The sequence below is a fragment of the Rosenbergiella collisarenosi genome, from assembly GCF_018494085.1.
Classification (GTDB): Bacteria; Pseudomonadota; Gammaproteobacteria; order Enterobacterales; family Enterobacteriaceae; genus Rosenbergiella; species Rosenbergiella collisarenosi.
This window is the reverse complement of record NZ_JABBFP010000003.1, coordinates 200,651-226,186: the sequence shown is the minus strand read 5'-3', so window position 1 is coordinate 226,186 and position 25,536 is coordinate 200,651. Positions and strand designations below refer to the sequence as shown.

General features: G+C 45.8%; 30 protein-coding genes, 1 pseudogene and 1 other annotated feature. Of the genes and pseudogenes, 22 read left to right on the top strand and 9 right to left on the bottom strand.

The window, feature by feature from the left end:
• The first annotated feature begins 101 nt into the window (after nt 1-101).
• The gene (locus HGT70_RS06795; RefSeq protein WP_071430312.1) at nt 102-575 is read left to right on the top strand and encodes a Spy/CpxP family protein refolding chaperone; all 474 of its coding nucleotides are present in this window, start codon (nt 102-104) and stop codon (nt 573-575) included.
• A gap of 43 nt (nt 576-618) precedes the next feature.
• Here HGT70_RS06795 and nadE read toward each other — a convergent pair whose 3' ends face one another.
• A complete protein-coding gene (gene nadE, locus HGT70_RS06790) occupies nt 619-1,443 on the bottom strand; it encodes an ammonia-dependent NAD(+) synthetase (protein WP_214195367.1) in 825 nt (274 codons plus the stop codon).
• Between the two features lie 64 nt (nt 1,444-1,507).
• The gene (locus HGT70_RS06785) at nt 1,508-2,710 is read right to left on the bottom strand and encodes a multidrug effflux MFS transporter (RefSeq protein WP_214195366.1); all 1,203 of its coding nucleotides are present in this window, start codon (nt 2,708-2,710) and stop codon (nt 1,508-1,510) included.
• A 186-nt stretch (nt 2,711-2,896) separates the two neighbouring features.
• Here HGT70_RS06785 and osmE point away from each other — a divergent pair, with 186 nt between their 5' ends.
• The gene (gene osmE, locus HGT70_RS06780; protein WP_071430307.1) at nt 2,897-3,238 is read left to right on the top strand and encodes an osmotically-inducible lipoprotein OsmE; all 342 of its coding nucleotides are present in this window, start codon (nt 2,897-2,899) and stop codon (nt 3,236-3,238) included.
• A gap of 257 nt (nt 3,239-3,495) precedes the next feature.
• Here osmE and HGT70_RS06775 read toward each other — a convergent pair whose 3' ends face one another.
• From HGT70_RS06775 to hxpB, 4 genes are all read right to left on the bottom strand, one after another.
• Nucleotides 3,496-3,720 (bottom strand): hypothetical protein, encoded by a 225-nt coding sequence (locus HGT70_RS06775; protein ID WP_214195365.1) that lies wholly within the window; start codon nt 3,718-3,720, stop codon nt 3,496-3,498.
• A gap of 298 nt (nt 3,721-4,018) precedes the next feature.
• Entirely contained in the window at nt 4,019-5,410 is a 1,392-nt protein-coding gene (locus HGT70_RS06770; RefSeq protein ID WP_214195364.1) for an L-cystine transporter, read from the bottom strand.
• Nucleotides 5,411-5,529: 119 nt separating this feature from the next.
• Complete coding sequence (locus tag HGT70_RS06765) at nt 5,530-6,114, bottom strand: metal-dependent hydrolase (RefSeq protein WP_071430300.1); 585 nt, start codon at nt 6,112-6,114, stop codon at nt 5,530-5,532.
• Nucleotides 6,115-6,203: 89 nt separating this feature from the next.
• On the bottom strand, nt 6,204-6,875 hold the full coding sequence (hxpB, locus tag HGT70_RS06760; protein ID WP_071430298.1) for a hexitol phosphatase HxpB: 672 nt from the start codon (nt 6,873-6,875) through the stop codon (nt 6,204-6,206).
• A 110-nt stretch (nt 6,876-6,985) separates the two neighbouring features.
• Here hxpB and HGT70_RS06755 point away from each other — a divergent pair, with 110 nt between their 5' ends.
• The 3 genes from HGT70_RS06755 to HGT70_RS06745 all read left to right on the top strand — a co-directional run bounded on the left by HGT70_RS06755 (nt 6,986) and on the right by HGT70_RS06745 (nt 9,162).
• Entirely contained in the window at nt 6,986-7,519 is a 534-nt protein-coding gene (locus HGT70_RS06755; protein WP_214195363.1) for a YniB family protein, read from the top strand.
• 239 nt (nt 7,520-7,758) lie between these two features.
• Nucleotides 7,759-8,520, top strand: coding sequence for a DUF481 domain-containing protein (locus tag HGT70_RS06750; protein ID WP_071430293.1), 762 nt, complete (start codon nt 7,759-7,761; stop codon nt 8,518-8,520).
• A 123-nt stretch (nt 8,521-8,643) separates the two neighbouring features.
• On the top strand, nt 8,644-9,162 hold the full coding sequence (locus HGT70_RS06745) for a hypothetical protein (RefSeq protein ID WP_157725296.1): 519 nt from the start codon (nt 8,644-8,646) through the stop codon (nt 9,160-9,162).
• 28 nt (nt 9,163-9,190) lie between these two features.
• Here the strand turns inward: HGT70_RS06745 and hmpA are convergent, their stop codons facing one another.
• Both hmpA and HGT70_RS06735 read right to left on the bottom strand, forming a co-directional pair.
• Nucleotides 9,191-10,420 carry an NO-inducible flavohemoprotein gene (gene hmpA / locus HGT70_RS06740; protein ID WP_214195362.1) on the bottom strand — a complete coding sequence of 410 codons (1,230 nt, stop codon included), beginning with the start codon at nt 10,418-10,420 and terminating at the stop codon, nt 9,191-9,193.
• Nucleotides 10,421-10,638: 218 nt separating this feature from the next.
• Nucleotides 10,639-10,836, bottom strand: coding sequence for a hypothetical protein (locus HGT70_RS06735; protein ID WP_071430289.1), 198 nt, complete (start codon nt 10,834-10,836; stop codon nt 10,639-10,641).
• Between the two features lie 352 nt (nt 10,837-11,188).
• Between HGT70_RS06735 and HGT70_RS06730 the strand changes: the two genes are divergently transcribed.
• The 8 genes from HGT70_RS06730 to HGT70_RS06695 all read left to right on the top strand — a co-directional run bounded on the left by HGT70_RS06730 (nt 11,189) and on the right by HGT70_RS06695 (nt 14,521).
• Nucleotides 11,189-11,341 (top strand): hypothetical protein, encoded by a 153-nt coding sequence (locus tag HGT70_RS06730; protein ID WP_214195361.1) that lies wholly within the window; start codon nt 11,189-11,191, stop codon nt 11,339-11,341.
• Nucleotides 11,342-11,540: 199 nt separating this feature from the next.
• On the top strand, nt 11,541-11,813 hold the full coding sequence (locus HGT70_RS06725) for a hypothetical protein (protein ID WP_244968852.1): 273 nt from the start codon (nt 11,541-11,543) through the stop codon (nt 11,811-11,813).
• Nucleotides 11,814-11,918: 105 nt separating this feature from the next.
• A complete protein-coding gene (locus HGT70_RS16835) occupies nt 11,919-12,164 on the top strand; it encodes an AbrB/MazE/SpoVT family DNA-binding domain-containing protein (protein WP_214195360.1) in 246 nt (81 codons plus the stop codon).
• 13 nt (nt 12,165-12,177) lie between these two features.
• Nucleotides 12,178-12,525 carry a GNAT family N-acetyltransferase gene (locus HGT70_RS06715; protein WP_214195359.1) on the top strand — a complete coding sequence of 116 codons (348 nt, stop codon included), beginning with the start codon at nt 12,178-12,180 and terminating at the stop codon, nt 12,523-12,525.
• A 267-nt stretch (nt 12,526-12,792) separates the two neighbouring features.
• Entirely contained in the window at nt 12,793-13,131 is a 339-nt protein-coding gene (locus HGT70_RS06710; RefSeq protein WP_214195358.1) for a type II toxin-antitoxin system RelE/ParE family toxin, read from the top strand.
• On the top strand, nt 13,128-13,418 hold the full coding sequence (gene nadS / locus HGT70_RS06705; protein WP_214195357.1) for a NadS family protein: 291 nt from the start codon (nt 13,128-13,130) through the stop codon (nt 13,416-13,418). The genes HGT70_RS06710 and nadS overlap by 4 nt, the downstream gene beginning before the upstream one ends.
• Before the next feature lie 468 nt (nt 13,419-13,886).
• Nucleotides 13,887-14,060: a hypothetical protein gene (locus HGT70_RS06700; RefSeq protein WP_214195356.1), complete on the top strand. Its 174-nt coding sequence runs from the start codon at nt 13,887-13,889 to the stop codon at nt 14,058-14,060.
• A gap of 266 nt (nt 14,061-14,326) precedes the next feature.
• Entirely contained in the window at nt 14,327-14,521 is a 195-nt protein-coding gene (locus HGT70_RS06695) for a hypothetical protein (RefSeq protein ID WP_071430281.1), read from the top strand.
• Nucleotides 14,522-15,026: 505 nt separating this feature from the next.
• Here the strand turns inward: HGT70_RS06695 and HGT70_RS06690 are convergent.
• On the bottom strand, nt 15,027-15,611 hold the full coding sequence (locus HGT70_RS06690; RefSeq protein WP_214195355.1) for a histidine phosphatase family protein: 585 nt from the start codon (nt 15,609-15,611) through the stop codon (nt 15,027-15,029).
• 211 nt (nt 15,612-15,822) lie between these two features.
• Between HGT70_RS06690 and HGT70_RS06685 the strand changes: the two genes are divergently transcribed.
• The 9 genes and pseudogenes from HGT70_RS06685 (at nt 15,823) to pheT (ending at nt 25,536) form a co-directional block, all read left to right on the top strand.
• Complete coding sequence (locus tag HGT70_RS06685) at nt 15,823-16,314, top strand: hypothetical protein (RefSeq protein ID WP_214195354.1); 492 nt, start codon at nt 15,823-15,825, stop codon at nt 16,312-16,314.
• Nucleotides 16,315-16,699: 385 nt separating this feature from the next.
• Nucleotides 16,700-16,906, top strand: a complete 207-nt coding sequence (locus HGT70_RS06680) for a hypothetical protein (protein ID WP_214195353.1) — start codon at nt 16,700-16,702, stop codon at nt 16,904-16,906.
• Between the two features lie 967 nt (nt 16,907-17,873).
• Nucleotides 17,874-18,443: pseudogene (locus tag HGT70_RS06675) on the top strand (integrase core domain-containing protein); the annotation flags it as partial.
• 289 nt (nt 18,444-18,732) lie between these two features.
• Nucleotides 18,733-20,661, top strand: a complete 1,929-nt coding sequence (gene thrS, locus HGT70_RS06670; RefSeq protein WP_214195352.1) for a threonine--tRNA ligase — start codon at nt 18,733-18,735, stop codon at nt 20,659-20,661.
• Between the two features lie 3 nt (nt 20,662-20,664).
• Entirely contained in the window at nt 20,665-21,207 is a 543-nt protein-coding gene (gene infC / locus HGT70_RS06665) for a translation initiation factor IF-3 (RefSeq protein WP_157725451.1), read from the top strand.
• A 90-nt stretch (nt 21,208-21,297) separates the two neighbouring features.
• Complete coding sequence (gene rpmI / locus HGT70_RS06660) at nt 21,298-21,495, top strand: 50S ribosomal protein L35 (RefSeq protein ID WP_004157374.1); 198 nt, start codon at nt 21,298-21,300, stop codon at nt 21,493-21,495.
• A gap of 44 nt (nt 21,496-21,539) precedes the next feature.
• Entirely contained in the window at nt 21,540-21,896 is a 357-nt protein-coding gene (gene rplT, locus HGT70_RS06655; RefSeq protein WP_071430269.1) for a 50S ribosomal protein L20, read from the top strand.
• A gap of 58 nt (nt 21,897-21,954) precedes the next feature.
• Nucleotides 21,955-22,079: a sequence feature (Phe leader region), on the top strand.
• Between the two features lie 71 nt (nt 22,080-22,150).
• On the top strand, nt 22,151-23,134 hold the full coding sequence (gene pheS, locus HGT70_RS06650; protein ID WP_071430267.1) for a phenylalanine--tRNA ligase subunit alpha: 984 nt from the start codon (nt 22,151-22,153) through the stop codon (nt 23,132-23,134).
• Nucleotides 23,135-23,148: 14 nt separating this feature from the next.
• Nucleotides 23,149-25,536, top strand: a complete 2,388-nt coding sequence (pheT, locus tag HGT70_RS06645) for a phenylalanine--tRNA ligase subunit beta (RefSeq protein ID WP_214195351.1) — start codon at nt 23,149-23,151, stop codon at nt 25,534-25,536.

Here is a 25,536-nt window from a genome sequence, read left to right as displayed (position 1 = left end):
TTCAAGGGTTTACTGTACTGCGCGTTGCTTGACATTGGATCATTTACTCTTGTTTTCGTGTTCACGACATACTCGTGGTTGTATAAGTTAAGGAAACTAAAATGCGTAAAGTCACTTCATTACTCCTTGCGAGCTCGTTACTGATGGGTTCCGCGTCAATGGTTTATGCCGAGACGGCACCGTTAAGCACTACGCCAACCGAGCACCCGGCTATGCAAAAGCGTCCTCATGGTGGCCCAGAAATGATGTTGATGAAAGGGATCGTATTAACGGATGCCCAGAAACAGCAGATCCATTCGATTTTAGAAGCGGGGCGTAAAACGATGACTCCTCCTTCTAAAGCTGATCGCCAAGCGGCCTTCGACCTTATCACCGCTGAGCAGTTTGATTCGGCGAAGGCGCAATCGTTAGCCGATAACCGCGCAGCGCTGGATAAGCAGCGTATGGTAAATCGCTTACAAACGGATAATAAGATTTATAATTTATTAACCGCTGACCAGAAAAAACAGTATCAAACAAATTATGAAAAAATGAAGAGCGCGAGACACCCTGCACCTGATGCAGCGGCTAAGTAAGACGTCATAGAGGCTGCGGAGTTAATCTGCGCAGCCTTATTTTTTATTGCCAAAAATCGTCAAAAACGGTGATAGGCGGGCGACGCTTATGTTCCGTTTTCAGGTACCAGCCCTCGATAATCTCAGCGCGTTCTGCGGCAATTTTCTCTCCCTCTAAATAAGCATCAATATCCGCGTAGGTGACGCCTAGTGCGACTTCGTCTTGTAAGCCTGGCCGATCATCTTCTAAATCGGCAGTGGGTTGCTTCAAGTAGAGATGCTCTGGACAGCCTAAAGACGCGAGGATTTGTTTACCTTGTCGTTTATTCAGGCGGAATAATGGATTAATATCGCTGCCGCCATCACCGTATTTAGTAAAGAACCCTGTCACCGCTTCGGCAGCATGGTCGGTACCCACCACGACGCCTTTCGACATCCCAGCAATACTATATTGCGCCTTCATTCGCTCGCGAGCCTTCTCATTACCGCGCACGAAATCGGTAAGACTGATTCCGGCATCCCGTAACGCGCGCTCACTTGCTAAGATAGCCTCTTTGATATTTACGACCAATGTCTTATCGGGTTGGATAAAGGCGAGGGCATCCTGACAATCTTGCTCATCGGCCTGAGTCCCATAGGGGAGACGCACCGCAATAAACTGGTAATCATTATCGCCGGATTCTTCGCGCAGTTCATTGATGGCGAATTGGCAGATCTTACCGGTGAGTGTTGAATCTTGTCCGCCACTAATCCCTAACACTAAGGATTTTAGGCCGGGATACCGTTTCAAATAATTCTTTAGAAAATCAACACTACGTCTAACTTCCTCTTCGGGATTAATACTCGGTTTGACCCCTAAGGCTTCAATGATTTCTTGCTGTAAAGACATGGCAAAACCTCTGTGTAAGCGAGTGAGAGTTCTGACGCCCTTCGCGATGAGGGGCGCCGGAAAATTAGTGTTGTTTGGTGTTAGTCACCGGCTTTTTTGCCACAAAGAGAAACATGACAATCGCCAGCATAAAGCAACCAAAAATGGTAGCGCCCATTGCCAGTGCTGAAGAACCGCCGAGTCCAGTGATCGGTATCGCAATCGAGCCCAAGGTAAACATCGTGACACCGATTACTGCGGAAGCGCTTCCAGCGCGATGCCCTTGACTCTGCATTGCGAGCGACGAGGCGGTAGTAGAAATAATGGCATTACTAGCAATACTAAAGAATAGCGCAACTAAAAACGTCGTTAAGCTTGCATGTAAAAGTCCGCTGATCAGTAAACAGCTGGACGCGATAAATGCGATAACAAGGCCACAGCGTAAAATGGCATATTCACCAAATTTAGGGCAGAGGCGCGAGCTAATCTGTGAGGCGAGAATCAAGCCAACGCCGTTTAATGCGAAACAAAAGCTAAAGCTCTGGGGTGAGAGGCCATAGGTTTCCTGAAGCACAAAAGGGGAAGCGCCGATGTAAGCAAACATGCCGGACATCATAAAGCCTTGTGTCAGACAGAATCCCATAAATGGACGATGGCGAACGACGTCGATTAAGAGTTTCCACGCCGTAAAGACAGAGCCTTGGCTCCGTTTTTCAGGGACTAGACTTTCTTCGATTTTGGTTTTAGCAAGAATGATGAGTACGACGGTGATGCCCGCGAGGACGATAAAAATCCCACGCCAACTCATATAGCTCGTAAGTAGCCCGCCAATAATCGGCGCGAGGATCGGCGCTAGGCCATTGACCAACATAAGCATTGCGAAGAACCGCGTTAATTCATGACCGCTAAATCGGTCACGGGCAACGGCTCGTGATAATACCGCGCCGCCAGCTCCGCCGAGCCCTTGGAATAATCTCGCCGTCAATAGCTGTGGCAGAGTGTGTGCAAAGGCACAGGCGATGGAGGCGAGGAAGAGAATACATAACGAGATCAGTAAGGGTTTGTTTCGTCCATACTTATCACTAAGTGGACCGAAAAGAAGCTGACCCAACCCTAAGCCTAAGAGTCCTGCGGTAAGGCTAAGCTGCGCACTCGCGGTAGGTACCGCTAGATCGTTGGCCAATTGCGGCAGTGCCGGTAAATATAAGTCGATACAGAGCGGCCCCAGGCCGGCCATTAAACCAAGGGGGATGGCAAGCGCCATTCGGGGAGTATGAGTTATTGACATGGATCCTCAATCATAAGATTTGCTAACAAAGCGCCGTCAGAGCACTGTAGAGAAGAGGATAACGGCTTAGCCCGTAAAGATCTATGTTAACTATTTGTTTTGCTGGAAATCTATGTCTACACTTATTAGTGACTAATTTATCACGAATGATTCTAACTGAATGATTGATACTTGCAGAGGGACTTTATGAAGAAATTAACGGGTATGATTGTAAGCGGCTTGGCATTAGCGGTACTGAGCGGATGTACAACCTACCGTCAGGCAGAGAGCTACGTGACTCAACCGGTAGTTAAAAATGTTAAGAAAGGAATGACTCGTCAGCAAGTGCACCAAATCGCGGGCACACCGTCAACGGACATCACCATGGTGCATGCTCGTGGAACTTGCGAAACCTACGTTATCGGTAAAGGTACAGACAATAAGCCTGTAACCTATTTCGTGAGCTATAGCGGCAGTGATCGTGTCATGAACTATGGCTTCCAAAGCTGCCAAGAATACGATACTGATCCCCAAGTTGCCCAACAATAATATCGAATAGCTTGCGCCTTAGCAGGCTTACTAGAAGGGGTTCATAGTCCTTGTGAATCCTTTCTTTTCCACACAATACCTCCTATCTGCAAACCCTCTATATTGCTTGGAATAATTGACTCAAGCAGCACCAGTCTGTTTTAGTATAAGGCGCGTTAGCTGCGAACATAACGAGTTATTCAGGCTAAGAATCTTACATCAAAAAGTAGGTAGGGAAAGGATATAGAGGGGGAGAGTCTATACCCTTTCTTTCGATATTAATGTTTTTGTGCGGCCTTGTTATCGTCATTGGCCTGCTTTTTGTTAGCCTCATGATGGCCCACTGCGCAGCCCGCTGCCGCACCGAGTACGCCATGATGGTGGGCAACGTGACCTGCAACGGCCCCTACAGCTGCTCCTTTGATACATCCTTTTGCCTCAACCTGAGAGCTTACCGCCATTAGCATGCCTAGCGTCAAAACCAGCGTCGAAAACTTTTTCATCTCATTTCCCTCGATTATAATTAAAAATACGATTGTTTGTCTGAGTGTAGTCAAAAACACAACTATTGCTGTTGATGGTTATATAAATAGGATTATTCAGTGAGTATAGAAATGCTAGGAAGCTATCGCTCAATTTCATCCGCTAGGGAGTGGCATAGGGAATGGGTAGACGTTTGGGTTCTCTACCCAAGTACGGAGTGTTACTGCACCTATTCCTAACAAAAACGCCAGTCGTAATAACCGACTGGCGTTAATCACTAAGTTTTTCATTCTTAGTGAATGCTCTTTAATCTATCTCTTAGTGCAATGATTTTTCTTCGTGAGCGTCTCGCTCCATCACGCTTTGATCCGTCTGACCTAGCCAGCGGCTGGTTAACGTTCCTGCTGTCATGGAACCGTTGACGTTCAATGCCGTTCTGCCCATATCAATCAGCGGTTCAATTGAGATCAAGAGTGCGACTAAGGTCACCGGCAATCCTAGGGTCGGTAGTACAATCAGTGCAGCAAAGGTTGCTCCTCCCCCCACACCGGCTACGCCGACGGAGCTTAGTGTCACTAACCCCACCAGCGTTGCGATCCACATCGGCTCAAAGGGATTGATACCCATCGTCGGCGCGATCATCACCGCAAGCATAGCAGGGTATAACCCTGCGCAGCCATTTTGGCCAATCGTAGCACCAAAAGAGGCCGAGAAGCTGGCAATCGATTCAGGTGTCCCTAAGCGTTTTTGCTGAGCTTCAATACTTAAGGGGATCGAGGCTGCGCTCGAACGGCTGGTAAAGGCAAAGCTAATTACCGGCCAAACTTTACGGAAATAGCGTAGAGGGTTAATACCATTGATGGCTAGCAAGAGCGCATGTACGCCAAACATGATGAGTAATCCTAGGTATGAGGCAACGACAAAGGTCCCTAATTTCACGATGTCATGGTAATTCGATGTTGCCACTACTTTGGTCATCAGCGCCATAACGCCATAGGGAGTGAGTCGCATTATTAGACGAACTAATTTCATCACCCAAGCTTGTAGAATATCGATCGCTGCAAGCACCCGATGGCCTTTCTCCGGACTATCTTTTACTAGCTGAATAGCCGCTGCACCTAAAAATACCGCAAAAATCACAACGCTGATAATCGAAGTCGGGCTTGCACCGGTTAACTCGGCAAATGGATTTTTAGGAATAAAAGAGAGGATGAGTTGTGGCACGCTAAGATCGGCGACTTGTCCGACGTAGTGACTCTGAATCGCGTTCAGGCGTGCGGTTTCTTTCACCCCTTGCACTAAGCCTTGTGCATTAAGGTTAAATAACCCGGTGACGAACACGGCAACCAGCGCCGCAATCGCGGTCGTAAAGAGTAGAACAAAAATCGTAAGGAAACTGATTTTGCCTAAGGCGCTAGCGTTGTGTAAGCGGGCAACCGCGCTAAGAATGGACGCGAAGACTAATGGCATCACAACCATTTGCAGTAATTGCACATAACCGTTACCGACGATAGTAATCCAACTAATTGAGGTGGCGAGTGTCGGATTCTCTACGCCATATACAGCCTGTAAGCCAATCCCAAATAGTACGCCGATGATCAGCCCGCTGAAAACGCGTTTGGATAAACTCCATTTATCATTACCTATTGCGCAGAGCAACAGCAACAATAAAATGAAGATCCCTATATTAATGACTACCGACCATTCCATGAATACCCCTTATATCTTACCAACGTGTTGGTGTGACCGAGTGAAAAAGGCGCAAACTTTACCATGGCGACGTAATGAATCTCTTATAACTAGAAGATCTATTATATAACTTTACGACATTAATGGGTGACCCCTGAAAACAGGGGAGACCACTGTTGCCAAGTTTGATTGACCTGTTGTGAACCCAGAGCAATCCACTGCTTGGTAAGGTTTTCTGGGGTGAGTACGGCAAAGGTCAATAGCGCAATACAAAAATAGCGTTCCGGCTGTGGATGTTTAGATGAAGGAAGCAGAGGTAATCGGAATCTCCAGCGACAAGGCCAAAGGAGAGGAACGCCGGCTGGAGTGAGCATATCCGCAAGAATATGGCTCAAATAACCCAATACCATTCCTTGAATGACATCGTTAGGAATAAATAAATCAGCAGGTAGTTTGTTCACCAGTAGAAAAATACCCATCGCCACGGCGATCAAACTATGGGTGAAGCCGCGATGTCCGAATATGCGAGAAATCGGTATAGAAATCCAACGCAGGCGTTGGCCAAGTAGCGACTTAGGGTGGTCAATATCCGGGAGTAAGCTGGTGAGTAGACACGCCGGGATCAGATGCCACCAGTCGGCAGCACTGAGAATAGGGGTGAGATCATAGCGCTTTGCGGCAACGGCGGTCGCTAAAGCAAAGAGTAAGTGGCCTTCGGCGGTCATGAGTTAATACACTTAAAGCTGGAAATACGTCCAGTATAGATAAGTATACAGTGTTTGTGAATAGTGACGTTGTAACAAGAGGTATCGTTTTATTTACCCTGTAGTAGGTCGAGTGTTAAGGCGTTGAGGGACGGGAGCTTACTATCTGCTAATGCCCAGACTGGCCAGTCGGTCTGCTCAAGCGCGGGAACGGTAAAGACGCGCATCCGAGCAGCTTTTGCTGCAACCATGCCGTTGACCGAGTCTTCAATGGCTAAGCAGTTGAGGGGGTCGACACCTAAGGCCTTCGCCGCATTCAGATAAACCTGGGGATGAGGCTTGCTATAGGGGAGCATTTCAGCCGAAGAGAGCGTCACGAAGTAGGGATGAAGTTCAAACAGGCTGACTACGGTAGTAATCATGGACATTGGCGATGCCGAGGCGAGCCCAATTTTCATCCCGGATTGTTGGCAGAGCTGTAATGCGTGCTTTACGCCGGGGAGTAACGGACGTTCATCCTTAATTTTATCAATCACAAAATCAATGATTTGTTGAGTGATAAGCGTAGCGCTAGCGCTCTTATTACCTGCCACGTGTAGCCATAGCTTTACCACTTGATCGATACGAAGGCCGGTGGTATCCGGGAGGCGCTGCGAAATCGCCGGGTCGATGTCGTGAGCTTCAAAGACGACCTGTTCCGCTGTCTTCCAGTAAGGCTCTGAATTAATCAGGATCCCATCCATATCAAAAATAACGGCTTTCGTAGTATGAAGTGTCGGCATTGTGTCTCCTAAAGAGGGGTCGTTAATGATGGGTATTGTTTCAACTAAGATCGATTTGTCAAATCAGCTGTGTTATTTAATACCAATTAATCACATTGATAGGTGAAGTTATGACACTCACTCAGGCTCGAAACAACGCGACGATGAAAAAAGGCGTTGGATGGATTATTTTTATACTAAGCACGTTATCGACAGCGATCTCACTCCTTAACTATCTGAGCACCCAGCGCGATAAACTTGCAGGTGTGAATGCGGTGCTAGCAGACTTTGTGCGAGTCATCGTCGATATGATCCGCTTCAATACTCGGTTTCTCGATGTCTTTTGGCATCATTCACCGGTCCCTAATTTTAGCGACAGTACCAACGTAACGTTCTGGTTAATCTTTTTCCTGATTTTCTTTGGCATGGCGCTTAACGCTGCGGGTTCACGGCAATGGCGGCAATATCGTTATGTCAAAGAGCAACTTGAAGATCAACGTGTGGTTGATCGCGCACAAGGTGAGGGCAAAGCGGTAGAACATAACGCACCACGCGTGATGTTAACGGCCCAAAATCCTTTCAGACAATATTATCTGCTATATATTTTGCCGATAATTGTCGTGGTCATCGGCTATGTGCTGCTTCACTGGCTGACGCTAGTATGAGACTTATTTTCGGTTAAAGCGCTTTGCGGCGCTTTCCCGATTATACTCGGAAAAGTTATTCCTCTGATTTACACTTTACCCTCTTTTAATTTCTAAATTCATCGTTATGATACGCACCCAGCCAAGCCCTCCAACCGTAATAAGAAATCGGAGGCTTAACAGGCTACTTTTTATCTTTTACATTCAGGTATGCAGGCATTCTGCATTTTTGGACCCATTTCGTTAGTACAGGTCATTTAATGAAAGTTTTTAATAAAGTCGCATTCACGGTATTGTTGGGCTTAGGTGTATTGGGTCAGCAAGCATTGGCTGATACGGTTGTGTTCACTTCTATGGATAACCCTGCAACCGCTAAAAAGCCTTTCGATGGAAGTGCATCTGCAGGCTACCTTGCGCAGAGTGGCAACACCAAAAGCTCTAACTTCACCGCTCAGACCAATATGACTTGGTTTCAAGACACCATGGCTTATAGCCTTTATGGAAATGCCTCGAATACCTCTTCAAACGATGAGCGCTCTTCCGAGACTTATAGCATTGGTGGTCGTACCCGTCATAACTTAAATGCAGACGATTACCTGTTTGGCCAAGCAACATGGCTAAGCGATCGCCTAAATGGCTACGATAGTCGTGATACCGCAGTAGCTGGCTACGGTCGCCAAATTCTTAATGGTCCAGTGCATTCGCTGCGCGCAGAATTAGGTCCAGGTGTTCGTTACGACGATTATCATGAGGGGGGTCATAAAACGACTGCTCTGGCTTATGGTGCATTAAGCTACCAATGGCAGCTGACGGATACGACGAAATTCATTCAAGGTGTGTCAGTACTTAGCTCATTTGGTGAAGACACCACGGTGAACTCCGAAACAGGATTACAGGTCGCGATTAACTCGAACTTCTCACTGAAGCTTGCTTATAACGTGACTTGGAACAATAACCCGCCTTCTTCTGCTCCTGATCGTACGGATACCAAAACCTCGGTCATGCTCTCTTACACCATGTAAGGAAGACCCCCATATTGGTGCAATATGGGGGGTATTTATTGGCTCTAAGAACTAAAAAATCGGCGTGACGATGATTTACCACTATGCTTAAGTTAAATTTAACTTTTCTAGTAAGGAATCAGTGTGGATCCTGCAATGGGCAACACGCCGCCTGAAATCGATGAGCGCTCATCTGCTCTGTTTACGACAGCGCGCGAAAGACTGACGTTTTATAGGCAAGAGATACATCAAGAAATTTCGTCACTAGCACAACGGACCAATGCTTTTTTTACCGCTCAGTCATTCATGGTAATTGCCTACTGTTCGGCGATGAATAATACCAACCCACACTGGGGAAACTTGTACACTCTGTACATTCCCGTACTGCTGACTATTTTTGGCGTATTTAATTGTGTGAATTCCTATATTGAAATCAGCGCCGTGTATCGCGCGCTCGACCACTGGCAAGAGAAACAGGACTCCTTACTCAATTCCGATATCGTTATAGGCCAAGCCTTTGATGAGCGGCCTTTATTTACCCAGCAGTATTACGCAAATAAAGCGCACCGTTATTCTATTTTCTTCTCAAGACGCTCGACTATCTTACTCGCGATATTATGGTTGGTTTTAGGGGGCATCACGCTCTATTTCCACTTTTGGTGAGGCCCGCAGTCACAAGTATTGGACTCAACTAGGAGGCCGTCCCCCCCGTAGAGAATACTTCATAATGGATCTGGTCAATGGGAATACCAAGCTCCTGTAAATTATTATTGATGACCTCCACAAAGGGGACGGGTCCACAAATATAAAAGTCGGCATCGATTGGGAGCAAAGAAGGGGGGAGTTCACGTAGTATTAAGCGTCCAACTGCATGACCCAACGGGCAATCATGTCGTGCATGTTCTACAGTGACAAAGGTTTGCACTGCTGGGTGCTGCTCTGCGAGCGCTCGCACTTCTTCGCCTAATGCACAATGCTCAGCGTCGCGCGCGGCATGAATGAAAGTTACTGTCGGCGAAGTTGAGGGTAACTTCTGCTGTAGGTTATTTTCTAAAAGGCCTTCAAGCATCGCAACCATCGGAGTGATACCGATGCCCGCGCTAATGAGCACATTATGTTTATTAGGATCAGCAATGGTGAAGTTACCAGTCGGTGCGCTTAATTCGACACGATCGCCAACGTTTAACTGGTGATGCAGTGTTGTTGAAACATAACCTGCTTCGCGCTCCCCAACGCCCCCCGTTGCTTCTTTTACCGATATTCTAAAAAACTGACCATTAGGGGCAGTGGACAGACTGTACTGCCGCGGTTGTTTATAGCCAAGCGTCGCAATCTCTGTTCGTAACGTAATGAACTGCCCAGGAAGATAGTGGGGTAATGGCAAATGGTCAGTTGGGGTTAAGTAGAACGACGTCACCTCTGGCGTCTCGATGACTTTACGATCGAGAGTAAATTGTCGCCATCCAACCCAACTCCCTAAAGTCTGCTTATGCTGCTCATAAATTTTGCGTTCAGTCGCGATAAAAATCTCCGCGAGGTCCTGATAAGCACTGCCCCAAGCGCTAATCAATTCATCCTCCATTGAAATACCCAACACTTCACTCATCGAATGCAGCAGGTGTTCACCGACAATCGCATAATCCGGTGCTTGAATATTCAGACTCACATGCTTATGGCAGATTAATTCGATAACAGGTAACAGAGGGCGAGGGTCGTCAATATGTTCAGCATAAGCAAGGACCGCATTAGCTAATGCCTTAGCTTGGCGTCCGTCTCGCTGGTGGCCCATATTAAACGTCTCTTTCAATTGAGGTACATGGTTGAGCATGCGCTGATAAAAATAATCAGTTAGCGATTGACCACTAGCCTTAAGAGTTGGAATGGTCGCTTTTACCAGCGCTTTCTGTTGTGACGTAAGCATTATTGTTTTCTCCCTGAATCATCTTAATGATGTATTCTATATACATCTTTAAGATTAGCAAGAGTTCAAAGTGGTGATCAATAATGAGGAGAGTGAAACAGGTGATGTAAAGGGCAATTGAGCAGCTGAAGTTGATGCCTCTGTAAGTCTTCAGAGGCTATTGAATTTTGGGGGGCATTGGGCGTAAAGTAGGGAACCGCAAAGGCTAGCGGTGGTAGCTATTGCATCCAAGTTCCGGTCGGCTCCATATCGTCAGGGAAATCCATATAATGACTGACGAAGCCTTTTTTAATAATGCGGGTGTTGCCCTGGGGTTCAAATTCAAAGCGAGCTTCGATGATATTGTAGTGAACAAGATAAACGGCAAAGGTTTTCTTGTTTCTCGCATAAAATGGCCGCCCATCACGCCTTATCATAATTGACTCCTTTGATTTCCTCTGTGACCATCACATTGACGAATTGACAAGCGGGTAGTCTTCACCGCGCTGTGCAAGTTAATAACCTCATTATAGTGCAATCTAGAAAATTGTATAAATATCGGCCAAGGAAAGCCTTGTTTTCAATTTGTGTCGCTAGCGGTATCACTGCTTGCTCTAAGCAGGCTGTCAGCAAATGAATGGCGTAATGGGATCGGCGAATAGTAGCTTAGACCAGCTTAATTCTGCTTTGGAGCCGACATCTAGAGCTGTCAGCTGAAAAGAGATCGGTAAGGACTATCACGATAACGAAATAGCAACTAATAAAAAGTGGGTTGGCCAATGGGTAACTATGACCGGGAAAACCGCAGTCATTTCTGACGATCAATATGGCTATGTGGCTCAGTCAGTGATTCTTCAATTGAACAGCAACCATGATGCAGCGTTCCGGCTAAAGCCGACGGAAGAGAGCAAGGTGCTTAAATTAAAAAAGGCCAGCGTTTGACGATGAAAGGCCAAATAACCGGCTTTTCACAGACTACGGGCTGTTTAATCCATCTCGATAAGGGTTCAATTTAGTCGTAATGGTTTAAAGAGGGCTGAGCAATTCTGAAAGTATCGATTGTCTTAATCGTTCAGCTTTCACCCAAATAAAAAGGAAGACAAACCAGATCCAAAGCCTGGCAATTAAGGAGCGAGTGATTGTGGTACGACTTTATTACAATGCTGCCGATTATCGCGCCAAAGCAAGCGATGAATGGCACGATAAATGGATCAGCAAGAGTGGATTTATAGCTCGGTACTGGACTGATAAAGCCATTGCTCAATTCCTTGGCGAGCCTCAAAAAGCGGGTCCTATAATGGCCTGGACTCAGAAAGAAGTGAGGCAAGTCGAGCGAACCATAGGGTTTAAGCAATGGATGGTAAAACGCGGCGAGTGGCTTATAGTACGTGGGAAATTACCTGCTGGGGAATGAATACCTTCGCTATTTTCTGAAAATATATGTCTCGGAACAAATTTCGAGAGTGATTCACTCCAGATCTTTTTGTCATAACACAATCTATTACAGGTATTCAGAAGTATGACTAAGACAACGATAACAGCTTGCGGTGATTGTGCTACTTTGTGTCTGTCTGAATCCATCCTAAGCGCGTTAAATCTAAGGGTAGGGGATTCATTAGAAATTGAGGTTGATAACGGGAGAATCGTTCTCACGCCTAATAAAGAGCCGGTTTCACCGCTAGATAGATTGATGCACGGGGTAACTGAAGACAATATTCATCGGCACATAGACTTTGGACCTGTTGCAGGTAAATATATGGGATGAAAAGGAGCCAGCAGTGAAAAAATTTACGGTACGGCGCATTACAGAAAGCGTTCTCAGCGACTTTAGAGAATTGAGGCTGGAGGCTTTGCGGCTTTATCCGAACGCTTTTGGTGCATCCTATGACGAATGCACACTAGAGCCTCTGCCTTTTTTTGCCGAGCAGTTACGAAATAGTTATATTTTTGGCGGGTTTGATCTTCATAATACCTTACAAGGCATGATCGGCGTTAGCCGCAGCTCGTTACCAAAACTGAGCCACGTTGCAAATATTTGGGTAATGTATGTTCGCCCGGAGATGAGAGGTACCGGGCTGTCATCTGGACTCATGGAAGCGGCGCTTGAAGCCACCAGTTCAGCCTAAACCGTGAAACTCTCAGTGGTTACTACTAACCGGGCTGCGTATGCGCTCTATCGTTTCTTCGGGTTCACCAAGTGGGCAACGGACACCGCTGCGCTATGCATTGACGGGGTGTTTCATGACGAGTACCTCATGAGGCGGGACTCAGAGACCGATTCATAACACAACGCCTTATATCCAATGCTGACTTTTACAGTTTAACCAACACCCTCTCCCTTGTTGAAAGTCCTACCCTGTAAGAGTATAATTTAATCATACACTGTGCTAGTTATGGGGCGTACTCTGCTACACTTTATCGAAACACCGATTTTTCAACGCTTAATTGATGAACTTCTTACAGCTGAAGAGTATCAAAAATTTCAGGCGTACTTACTTTTAGACCCTAATATCGGATCAACGATTGCTCATACGGGAGGATGTCGAAAAATTCGATGGGCATTACCAGCTAAGGGTAAGAGCGGTGGAATTAGAGTGATTTACTACTACGTAGCGAGAGATGGGAAGATTCATTTGCTTTATGCCTATCCAAAATCAGAACAAGAAAACCTAACGGATAAGCAAAAAGCAGTGATGAAGCATTTCGCACAACAAATTGAGGCCAAAAAATGAAAGATGAAATGTTTGATGAGCTTATTGAAAGCATGAAGCAAGCCGTGTCCATTCGTCGAGGTGAGATTGACCCTAGCCGAGTTACGTCGTACTCGATACCAGATGTTAAAGCTATCAGGGATAGTGTTGGCATGAAGCAAAATGAATTTGCGCAAGCAGTTGGTGTCTCGCCGTCTCTAGTGCAGAGCTGGGAGCAGCATAAGCGGATTCCACATGGTTCTAACTTGAAGATGTTACGTGTTATTGAGAAGCACCCTGATGTTTTGCAAATGTTTATCCAAGCATAAACTCAGTAACGGTTTACACTTAGAAGCCTGCCTTGAGCGGGCCTTTTCGTGTTTAAATATTTTTTCCATCGCACAAAAAAAGAACCAGAAAAATTATATCAAATATGAATTTAAAAACTCCCATTTATGGGTTTTATCGTGCCAAACATCTTATAAATGAACCAGAAAATATCGAAATGGAATGTTCAAATCTAATTAGTGAACATATCTTCGAGATAATCGCTAAACTTCAATAGAATCCATCATTAAATTCCACCAGCCTCGACCTTTCACGATTTTGACCCACTAATTACTTAACGTAGAATGCCATTAATTCGTCATATCCTGGATAAGTACATAAGGACAAAAATTATGTCATTGGGAGAAAGTAAACGGTTTTTTAGTCGGCCACTTATGGCTTATGCCGTCATACAGTTGAGTACCTATCTAATAGCTTTTTAAGGCCTATAAGCGCTTAATAAGACCTATATGAGTGGCCCTTGGTGGCGCGTGGTCACTTTAGTTGTAATTGTTACCGGTCTGTATAGCGCGTTGTCGCCTGCGCTGCTCAGAGAAGAGAGTAAAGAGATACGAATTCATGGTGATAGGAACCCTATTTACTACGTTCCTGTGGCGGTAGTGTTGTTGGGGGGAGCCTGTTAATTAAAATGTACTACTTCTGGTCCCTTGAAGTCACTCGACATGACTTAAGTATAGGGCTGTTTGGATACCCTGTGGCAGTGCCTATGTTTAGCACGATGCTCTATTTGTTAGAGAAAGATGTCTAAATATAGGTGGGGAAAATATGACTTCGGATATTGTGTTCATCGTTATCGGCATTGTTTGTTTTTTATCTATGATCATGTAGTCGGTAAATCTGTGGCATTACTTTATCTCTTATTGGGTATAGGAGGGTTAGTTCTCTGAATATGGATTCTGAACCAACGACAGAAGAATATGAAAACGCGAAGAAAATAATGGCATGCAAAATAGTCGAAGAAAACATCAATAACGGATTTCTAGCTGCAAAGGCCAACAAGATGAAATGTGGCGATGTGATCAAGAATATCGATGTATCTGATTACGAGAAAGCTAAAGAGATTGCTGCCAGTAGCGATAAGTAACATCCCCTCAAAAGTAGCCAGTCGCACAAGAATACGCCCCAGAATGGCTTTAAGGCGTTTATCTGTATATGAGATACGTATAAAGGCATGGAACTCGCAATCTTCTCACTTGACCTTTTTGTTTGTAAAAAACGAGCTACAGGCCTGCTTACGGTTTAGTGTAGCGACAATCTATAAGCTCACCAGGTTATGGTGTCACAGTACACCTAGCGACTTTTTACATCCTCTTCAAACAAAAATGAAAAGCGGTCCGTTTCACTGATTATGTCTTCTCACGTTAGTTGGAAATCACTACATTCTTCTACATTTTTAAAGAAAGAAAGCCAGCCATAACGTATCTTGGCGATATTATCCTCGTTCAGGGAATAGGGCGCATTAGGCCAGGCTACTAAACGAAAACGGATCTGTAAGATATGCATAATTGCCCCCGCAGGTAAGAGAGCCTTTCATTCGGTAAAGGAAGTAAAAGGCGATAAGGAAAACTTGGCCACGATACGTTCTAGTTTTAGCGCAAGATATGTTGTGAGCAGTTATCCGGATGATGTTCTGTTAGATATGAGACAAATTCTTTCATTTCTGCCGAGGTAACGCTGGTGGTGAAGTTGGTTTCCTGCAGCCAAGAGAAGACCGAGAACCACATACCATGACCAAACACTAGGCTATGATCAACAATCTCACCCTGCGTGAATAACGAGATGAAATCGCGTACCTGAGAACAAAACTCGTTAAAGGATTGCCCACCCTGGCCAAAGTTCGCATCGGGATCACAAGCCTTCCAGTAACGCTTTGCGAGAGGCAAACGCTGAGCACCTGTCATACCTTCTACAATGTCAAAGCCGAAAACGTTGAACTCATTCAGACAGGGAAGTATGACCGACTGTAGTGAGAATTTATCAAGAATGGGAGCTGCCGTCTGATGGGTACGTATAAATTCAGACACATACACTTGGGTTGGTTTTTGAGAGAACTGTGTGGCCAGTTCAAGAGCCTGTTGTTGGCCTACAGGACTTAGTTCAATAGTAGAGTTTGGCTTACTCACCCCGCCTACATTAGCTTCACTTTGGGCGTGGCGTATAAATGTGATACTCATAAGTAGGAATCCTTAAAGGTGGCTTGAACCAGTGAGGTATCATTTTTCGGAAGGATAATTTTAGTCGAGCAATTCATGGTAACTTGGTCAAGGAACTCACCAAAGCGTTACTATTAATAGCATCGTTGCTAGAATCCATGGCAGTTCTACTGCACATCCCTTGGTAACAGTTCAAGATCTCCTTTCGGCCACCGGAATCATGGCGTCAACGATGAGTAAGTTACTTACTGAGCTAGATAAAAACGGTGTGATAAAAAGGGCTAGGATAGGTCGTAAATACGCAATTGAGCCTAGTATTCCGTTAATGATGACCAATCGCTCTGCGGTTGAAAAGGGCGCGAATAGAAGTAAAGCACTTTCTGGCTGTCAAGAAGCATTATTTAACCTCATCGTGACCAAAGCAAGAAAACTTAAAAGCATAACGCTAAAAGAGATATTCGAGGAAAGCCCTACAGGGCTTGATGTATTCATAGATGATCTATCGCGCTTAGAGATGCTGAACTACATCATTACTCACCGTAGTCATAAGGCTTGTCAATGCTTCACTATCCCTAACCACCATAAGTCGATGGACGTGTGGCCAACCACACCTTTTAAAGCATTTAGGTATTCAAATAAATACTGCTCAATAAAGCCTATTATTGTTTTACGAAATGCATCTCATGAAATATGGTTCAGCCCCACCTGTCGGCAAGTTAGATAAGAACACTACGGTCGCTCTGGGGAAAAAACATGTGCTGGTCAATAAAGGGCGAAGGGGGGGAACACCTATTTAGGTCGTATCCTAGCCATATTGCCGACATCGAGCCACCCCATTTAACTGTTGAGAACTTAGAGGTTTTGCGTCAGATGAGATCTATCATTGGCGAACGATTTATTGGCAAATATTCCAATATAGAGGACGTATTTAACAATGAGTTTCTTCGTGATCGTCATATATGCCCAAGAGAGCTGGCCGCAAGGTTGTATATGACGCAAGAAGGCCTGCATAAGCACCTGAAAACACTTAGACTGTTTAGTAAGATAAAAAAAACCGCAGAATATTACCCAGATTGGGACAAAACGCTCCTTTACTTTTAAGGTACAGAATGAAGCAGGAAAAAGTGGCTACCGGCCAATGGGCGTTTGACGAACATTTATTATCTCGGTTTCAACAGGTCGTTCATCGAGCAGGAATGAATAATGCACAGTTTGCAAATCACTTGGGCTTATCAAGGGGCTTTATTAGTGACGTGAGCCGTGGAACTCAGCGACCAGGCTTAACCTTTTTGCCCAACAGTTTGGGGTGTCATTAGATTGGCTGCTATATGGGGAAGTAGGGGGAGCTTGTATGTCCTCCAAAACGAGTGCCCTATACCAATTAATTTGTTCGTTTATCGAGTGTGCAAAGGCCAATAAGCAACAGCCTAGTCCGCCCTATAATATTCTCATCCCGGCAATTTCGTAGGGAGCGGGTGAAAAAGGCGAAGAGGACCCATTGCTAGTGTCATTAAAAAAGAACTATCCTTGCGAAGTACATAACGAATTTGCGTTTGAACCGTATCAAAAGATTATCCGGCTTGGCTATCCCTACTGGAATCTGGGTATGGCCATCGCTGAAGTCCAAGTATTTGTAGACAAAGAGTAGAGGCATGAGAATGAATACATTACAGATAAACTACTATGCTGGGGACTACTTCTAGGTACTGTAAACCTATGAGGTAGTTCTGTGAAAACAAAGAAATTAAAGTCTCATTTCCAATTTGGAAGAAGTAGTTCGACTCGCAAACGTTTCGAGAGGATTGATACGTATCCTCAGCTGAGGAACCATATTTTCCGTTACTTCAGCACCTTCTCTGAGAAAAAAGCGACCCTAGGCCATATAGCGGATTACCCTGAATACGGGATACGTTTTAGAGCTTGCCGGGGAAAAAATATTATCGATCACTATGATGACATTCCCACCGACATCCTTAAATTGAGTCGTAACTGGAAGCATAACAGCCGTAGAAAGAAACAATATTACCGTTAATATTTTGCTCCGACCGGGGCATTATCCACCCTATAAATGCGGACTAAATGCCGAGAACAATCACCACACACTCATTTTGTGACAGCGTGACGTGATTCGTACTTTCCAATTAGCCTACAGGCTAATTTTAGCTTGAAGGGAATTAGCCTGTAGGCACTTATTAATATAAGTGGGAGGTCACATGTTTAGTGTTGTTTATCACCTCTAAGCTCAGGAAGAAGCCACCGCATTGCCTGTAAATTTAGGGTGAAAGGCGTGAAGGAAAGCAACGTTTGCCGGTGCGTAATCCAAAGCGGCTGGCAACACCTGAGGCGATAAACCAGGGCTGGTCGATTGATTTTATGCATGATGCTCTGATTAATGGCAGACGTTTTCGGACATTTAATAGGGTGGATGACTTAACCGTGAAGCACTATCCATAGAAATTGACCTGAACATTCCCGCCCAGCGGGTCATTAGAGTCTTGGATCGCATAGTTGCCAGCCGTGGTTATCCGCTGAAACAGAGGATGGATAACGGGTCGGAATTTATTTTCACTGACGCTGGCTCAATGGACTGAAGATCATGGTGTGCAACTGGAGTTTATTAAGCCTAGTAAACCCACTCAGAATGCTTTTATCGAACGAATTAACCGGACTTACAGGACTGAAAAATTCGATTTTTATCTGTTCAGATCTCTGAATAAAGTACGGGAAATTACAGATCGCTGGCTAAGGGAATATAACAGTGAGCGACCTCATGAATCCCTGAATAACCAAACGCCTAAAGAATACCGATTGATGGCTGAAAATCCGGCAACCTCAAAAAGTGTCTGGAACTAAAACAGGTCTACTTACCTCTATTTATCCAGTAACTGTACCATAACTTTATATAAGTCTCTGTTATACAAAGTTGATAAGAAATTAAAGCCACCTCTTTAAGTCATGTTGCTTAACCTGTAACATTACTCTTGCAAAATCTAAGGGTAGGGAATGACAAAATGGTGTACCAAGTTGTGTACCAAATGAAGATAATTCTCGGCCTGATTTCGACAACGAATTGAATTTACGATAAAACCAAACATAGCATGTAGCCTGTCGTGTGGGTTACCACTGCAATTAAGGATATAGAATGCCAGTTATTACTCTTCCTGACGGAAGCCAACGTAGTTTTGATCATGCCGTGAGCGTGATGGATATAGCCCAAGACATCGGTCCTGGACTAGCTAAAGCTTGTATAGCCGGACGTGTGAATGGCGAACTGGTTGATGCCGTCGATCCGATTACCCACGATGCGAATGTCTCTATCATTACCGCAAAAGATGAGGAAGGGATCGAAATCCTTCGTCACTCCTGTGCGCACTTACTCGGACATGCGATCAAACAGCTGTGGCCAAATACCAAGATGGCCATCGGGCCGGTTATCGATAATGGTTTCTACTATGACGTCGACCTGGACCATACGCTGACTCAAGACGATCTCGAAAAGCTCGAGAAACGTATGCACGAGCTAGCCGAAAAGAATTATGACGTCGTCAAGAAGAAAGTAAGCTGGCAAGAAGCGCGTGATGCCTTTGCAGCACGCGGCGAGAGCTATAAAGTAGAAATTCTTGATCAAAATATTAGTCACGATGACAAGCCTGGGCTTTATCATCATGAAGAATACATCGATATGTGTCGCGGACCACACGTTCCGAACATGCGTTTCTGCCACCACTTTAAGCTACAGAAGTTAGCAGGCGCGTATTGGCGTGGTAATAGCGACAATAAAATGCTGCAGCGCATCTATGGCACGGCATGGGCGGATAAAAAGCAGCTTGCCGCTTACCTTAAGCGTCTTGAAGAAGCGGCAAAGCGCGATCACCGTAAAATCGGTAAGCAGCTTGACCTCTATCATATGCAAGAAGAAGCACCGGGCATGGTGTTCTGGCATCACGATGGCTGGACCATTTTCCGTGAACTCGAATCGTTTGTTCGTAGCAAACTGACCGAATATGATTACCAAGAAGTTAAAGGTCCTCTGATGATGGACCGAGTGCTATGGGAAAAAACCGGGCACTGGGAAAACTACAAAGAAGCGATGTTTACGACTTCATCAGAAAACCGTGAATATTGTATCAAGCCCATGAACTGTCCGGGTCATGTTCAGATCTTTAATCAGGGATTAAAGTCTTACCGCGATCTGCCATTGCGTATGGCTGAGTTCGGTAGCTGCCACCGTAATGAGCCTTCTGGTGCATTACATGGTCTGATGCGCGTACGAGGATTCACCCAAGATGATGCGCATATCTTCTGTACCGAAGAGCAAATCTTAGACGAAGTAAATAGCTGTATTCGTATGGTCTACGATATGTACAGCACTTTCGGATTTGAAAAGATCGTTGTTAAGCTATCTACTCGTCCTGAAAAACGTATCGGAAGCGAAGAGCTATGGGATAGGGCGGAGCATGATCTGGCCCAAGCATTAAAAAATAACGATATCGAATTTGACTATCAGCCAGGCGAAGGCGCGTTCTACGGGCCGAAAATCGAATTTACTTTATATGATTGTCTGGATCGTGCATGGCAATGTGGTACAGTACAGCTCGACTTTTCCCTGCCTGAGCGTTTAGATGCAACGTACGTGGGTGAAAATAATGACCGTCAAACACCGGTTATGATCCACCGTGCTATACTAGGGTCTGTTGAACGCTTTATTGGCATCCTAACCGAAGAATTTGCAGGGTTTTTCCCAACTTGGTTAGCGCCGACACAAGCAGTGGTGATGAATATCACCGACAGTCAGGCAGAATATGTCACTGAATTGACCAAAAAACTACAAAATGCGGGTATTAGAGTTAAAGCAGACTTGAGAAACGAGAAGATTGGCTTTAAAATCCGTGAGCACACATTACGTCGCGTTCCCTATATGTTAGTATGCGGTGATAAAGAGGTAGAATCGGGCAAAGTAGCCGTTCGTACCCGCCGCGGTAAAGACTTAGGTGTTTTTGATGTCGATGTATTGATTGAGAAGCTGCAAAATGAAATCCGCAGCAGAAGTATTCATCAGTTGGAGGAATAAGGTATTAAAGGCGGAAAAAGAGTACAACCTACGCGTCCGAACCGCATCAATAGCGAGATTCGCGCAAATGAAGTACGTCTAACGGGAATCGAAGGCGAGCAGCTCGGTATCGTTAGTCTGCGTGAAGCTTTAGAGAAAGCCGAAGAATCGGGTGTTGACTTAGTTGAAATCAGCCCGAATGCCGAGCCGCCAGTTTGTCGAATTATGGATTACGGCAAATTCCTCTACGAAAAAAGCAAGTCTTCTAAGGAACAGAAGAAGAAGCAGAAAGTTGTTCAGGTTAAGGAAATTAAATTCCGTCCTGGCACTGATGATGGCGACTATCAGGTCAAACTACGCAACCTGATTCGCTTTCTCGAAGATGGCGACAAAGCTAAAATCACTCTACGTTTTCGTGGACGTGAAATGGCACACCAGCAGATTGGTATTGAAATGCTTAACCGCGTTAAAGAAGATCTGTCTGAACTGGCAGTGGTCGAATCCTTCCCTTCTAGGATCGAAGGCCGCCAGATGATAATGGTGCTTGCGCCGAAGAAGAAGCAGTAGGCCATCAAGTAATGTGCTAGCTACCTCGGTAGTTAGCACGTTCGCCTAGTGCTTTATATTATTAACAATGCGAAGTGGATATTTGTAAAAATGCCAAAGATTAAAACTGTACGTGGCGCGGCTAAGCGCTTTAAAAAGACTGCCTCTGGTGGTTTTAAGCGTAAACATGCGAACCTGCGTCATATTCTGACTAAGAAATCAACTAAGCGTAAACGTCACCTACGTCCGAAAGGCATGGTGTCTAAAGGCGATTTAGGTCTAGTTATTGCCTGCCTGCCGTACGCATAAGTTACTTTTTTTTTAATTTCAGAATATAAAACAGGAGAGCTAATATGGCTCGTGTAAAACGTGGTGTTATCGCCCGTGCTCGTCACAAAAAAATCTTAAAACAAGCTAAAGGTTATTACGGAGCACGTTCACGTGTTTACCGTGTTGCCTTCCAGGCAGTCATCAAAGCAGGTCAATATGCTTACCGTGACCGCCGTCAGCGCAAACGTCAATTCCGTCAGCTGTGGATCGCGCGTATCAACGCAGCAGCTCGCGTAAATGGCATGTCTTACAGCCGTTTCATCAATGGCCTGAAAAAAGCCTCAATTGAAATCGACCGTAAGATTCTGGCTGATATCGCTGTATTCGACAAAACAACCTTCACTGCGTTGGTCGAAAAAGCGAAAGCAGCACTGGCATAAGTCAGTAGAAAAGGGAGCTTGCTCCCTTTTTTATTTTAATCACGCCGCCCTGGACACACATTATGACAACGTTTTTTTTTCGTTTCTTTATTTCCTTTAGCTTCTAATCGAGAGGGGCTTTTGCGCAGGAAATGAGAAACGAAAAAACGCGCGAAAAGCCTCCATTAAGGAGGCTTTGTCGTTTTTAAGACTTGTCGTTATTAACTGTTCTTATAGCATAACTTCCCAGACAGACTGGATAAAAGAGGAAAGACATGTCCCAACTCGCAGAATTGGTGTCCCAAGCAAAGGGCGCGATTGACGAGGCGACGGATATCGCCACATTAGACACGGTGCGTGTCGAATATTTAGGTAAGAAAGGGCATCTAACGTTACAGATGACAGGACTACGTGAATTGCCTGCGGAAGAACGTCCTGCGGCTGGAGCGGTAATTAACGAAGCGAAAAGCCAAGTCCAAGAACATTTAAACGCCCGCAAAGCGGCACTCGAAAGCGCAGCGCTTAATGCTCGTTTAGCAGAAGAAACGATCGATATCAGCTTACCTGGGCGTCGTATTGATAATGGTGGGCTTCACCCGGTCACGCGGACTATCGACCGGATACAGGGCTTTTTCAGCGAACTTGGATTCAGCGTCGAAACGGGACCGGAAATCGAAGATGCTTACCATAACTTCGATGCTTTAAATATCCCTGCCCATCACCCTGCACGTGCAGACCACGATACCTTTTGGTTTGATGCTGATCGCTTATTGAGAACACAGACCTCTGGCGTGCAAATTCGAACCATGAAGACACAACAGCCACCTATCCGTATCATTGCGCCGGGTCGTGTCTACCGTAACGATTACGATCAGACCCATACTCCGATGTTCCACCAAATGGAAGGGCTGATCGTCGACAAAGACATCAGTTTCACCAATCTTAAGGGGACGCTACACGACTTCCTGCGTAATTTTTTCGAGGAAGATCTGCAAGTTCGTTTCCGTCCTTCTTATTTCCCCTTCACAGAACCTTCAGCTGAAGTGGATGTGATGGGTAAAAATGGTAAATGGTTGGAAGTTCTAGGGTGCGGAATGGTCCACCCGAACGTGCTGCGTAGTGTCGGTATCGATCCTGAGGTGTATTCCGGTTTTGCCTTCGGAATGGGAATGGAACGTCTAACCATGTTGCGTTATGGTGTCAGCGACCTCCGTGCATTTTTTGAAAATGATCTTCGTTTCCTCAAACAGTTTAAATAAGGGCAGGTTATCCAATGAAATTCAGTGAACTCTGGTTACGTGAATGGGTAAATCCGGCCCTGACTAGCGAACAACTCTCTAATCAAATCACAATGGCGGGTTTGGAAGTCGATGGCGTTGAACCTGTCGCGGGAAAATTTAACGGCGTTGTAGTTGGGGAGGTCGTTGAATGCCAACAACATCCTAATGCCGACAAACTACGGGTGACCAAAATCAACGTCGGCGGCGAGCGCCTCCTTGATATCGTGTGCGGAGCACCAAATTGTCGTCAAGGATTGAAGGTGGCCGTCGCGACAGTAGGCGCGGTACTACCTGGCGACTTTAAAATCAAGGCCGCTAAGCTACGCGGAGAGCCTTCTGAAGGCATGCTCTGCTCATTTGGTGAGCTGGGAATTGACGTCGAATCTGAAGGGATCATCGAACTTGCCGCTGATGCGCCCGTCGGTCAAGATATTCGTGACTATTTACAGCTTGATGACAATACTATTGAAATTAGTGTCACGCCCAACCGTGCGGATTGTCTGGGGATCATGGGGATCGCGCGTGATGTTGCGGTAGCCAATGGCATGACCTTGACCACGCCGGTCATCACGCCGGTCGTTGCCACGAGTGATCGCCAGTTTCCAATTGAGGTCGTTGCCGCCGACGCGTGCCCACGCTATCTTGGACGTGTTATCGAAAATATCGATATCAACGCACCAACACCCTTATGGATGCAAGAGAAGCTGCGCCGCTGTGGTATCCGTTCAATCGATGCAATGGTCGATATCACTAACTACGTTCTGCTGGAACGTGGCCAGCCGATGCATGCCTTCGACTTAGCGACATTAAACGAGAAGATCATCGTGCGCCATGCTACGGCTGGCGAGACATTGACGCTTCTAGACGGTAATGACGTGACGCTGAGTGACGATGTTTTAGTGATCGCTGATCAACATAAAGCATTAGCGATGGCCGGAATATTCGGTGGGGAAGAATCAGGTATTACCTCAACCACACAGCATGTACTACTCGAATGTGCTTACTTTTCTCCGCTGGCCATTACGGGCCGTGCGCGTCGCTTTGGTCTGCACACCGATGCGTCACACCGCTATGAGCGCGGCGTAGATCCTGCCGGTCAGTACGCGGCGATGGAACGTGCAACAGAATTACTGTTAGCGATTTGTGGTGGTGAAGCCGGTCCGATTGTCGAGGCCAGTCACGAACAGTCTCTTCCTAAGCCTGCGACAATTACGCTACATCGTCACAAGCTTGACCGTATCATTGGTCACGTTATCGCTGACGAGACTGTCACAACCATCCTGACGCAGCTTGGATGCGACGTGACCGCCTCAGCTCAACAGTGGCAAGTCGTAGCACCGAGCTGGCGCTTCGATATGGAAATTGAAGAAGATCTGATCGAAGAAGTCGCGCGGGTCTATGGGTATGACAACATCCCAAATATTCCCGTGAAAGCCAGTTTGATCATGCCAGAACACCGTGAGGAAAACCTCTCACTGCAACGTGTTAAACTGCTACTGGTTGATAAGGGCTACCAAGAAGCGATTACTTACAGCTTCGTCGACCCTAAGACACAGGCGTTGCTACATCCACAACAGTCGCCATTAATTTTACCAAGCCCGATCTCTGCAGACATGTCTGCGATGCGTCTTTCGTTATGGACTGGGCTACTTGATGCGGTTGTCTATAATCAGAATCGCCAGCAAAGCCGTGTGCGCCTGTTTGAAAGTGGCCTACGATTCATCCCTGATGCCCAAGCCCCATTAGGTATCCGTCAAGAAATGATGTTAGCCGGCGTTATCGCAGGCTCCCGTTGTGATGAGCACTGGCTAATCGAACGTCAAAATGTCGATTTTTATGATCTGAAAGGGGATCTGGAAAGCCTATTAGAGCTAACCGGTAAAACCGAACAAATAAGCTTCCGTCGTACAGAGCATAGCGCTCTGCATCCAGGGCAAAGTGCCGAAATCGTTCTCGACGAGGAGGTGATTGGTTGGATCGGTGTCGTGCATCCTGAGCTTGAACGCAAACTGGATCTGAATGGTCGTACCGTCGTGTTTGAGCTATTGTGGGACAAGCTTGCCACCCGTGAAATTCCTCAGGCTAAGGCGATTTCGAAGTTCCCAGCGAACCGTCGCGACATTGCCGTTGTCGTCAGTGAATCCATTAATGCTGCTGATATCATCGCTGAGTGTAAGAAAGTTGGCGTAAATCAGTTGGTTGGCGTAAACTTATTCGATGTATACCGTGGGAAAGGGGTTGAACCAGGCTTTAAGAGCCTTGCAATCAGCCTGCATCTACAAGATTCCACGCGTACACTGGAAGAAGAGGATATTGCTGCCACGGTAGCTGACTGTGTTGCAGCGTTAAAAGAGCGATTCCAGGCAACCTTGAGGGATTGA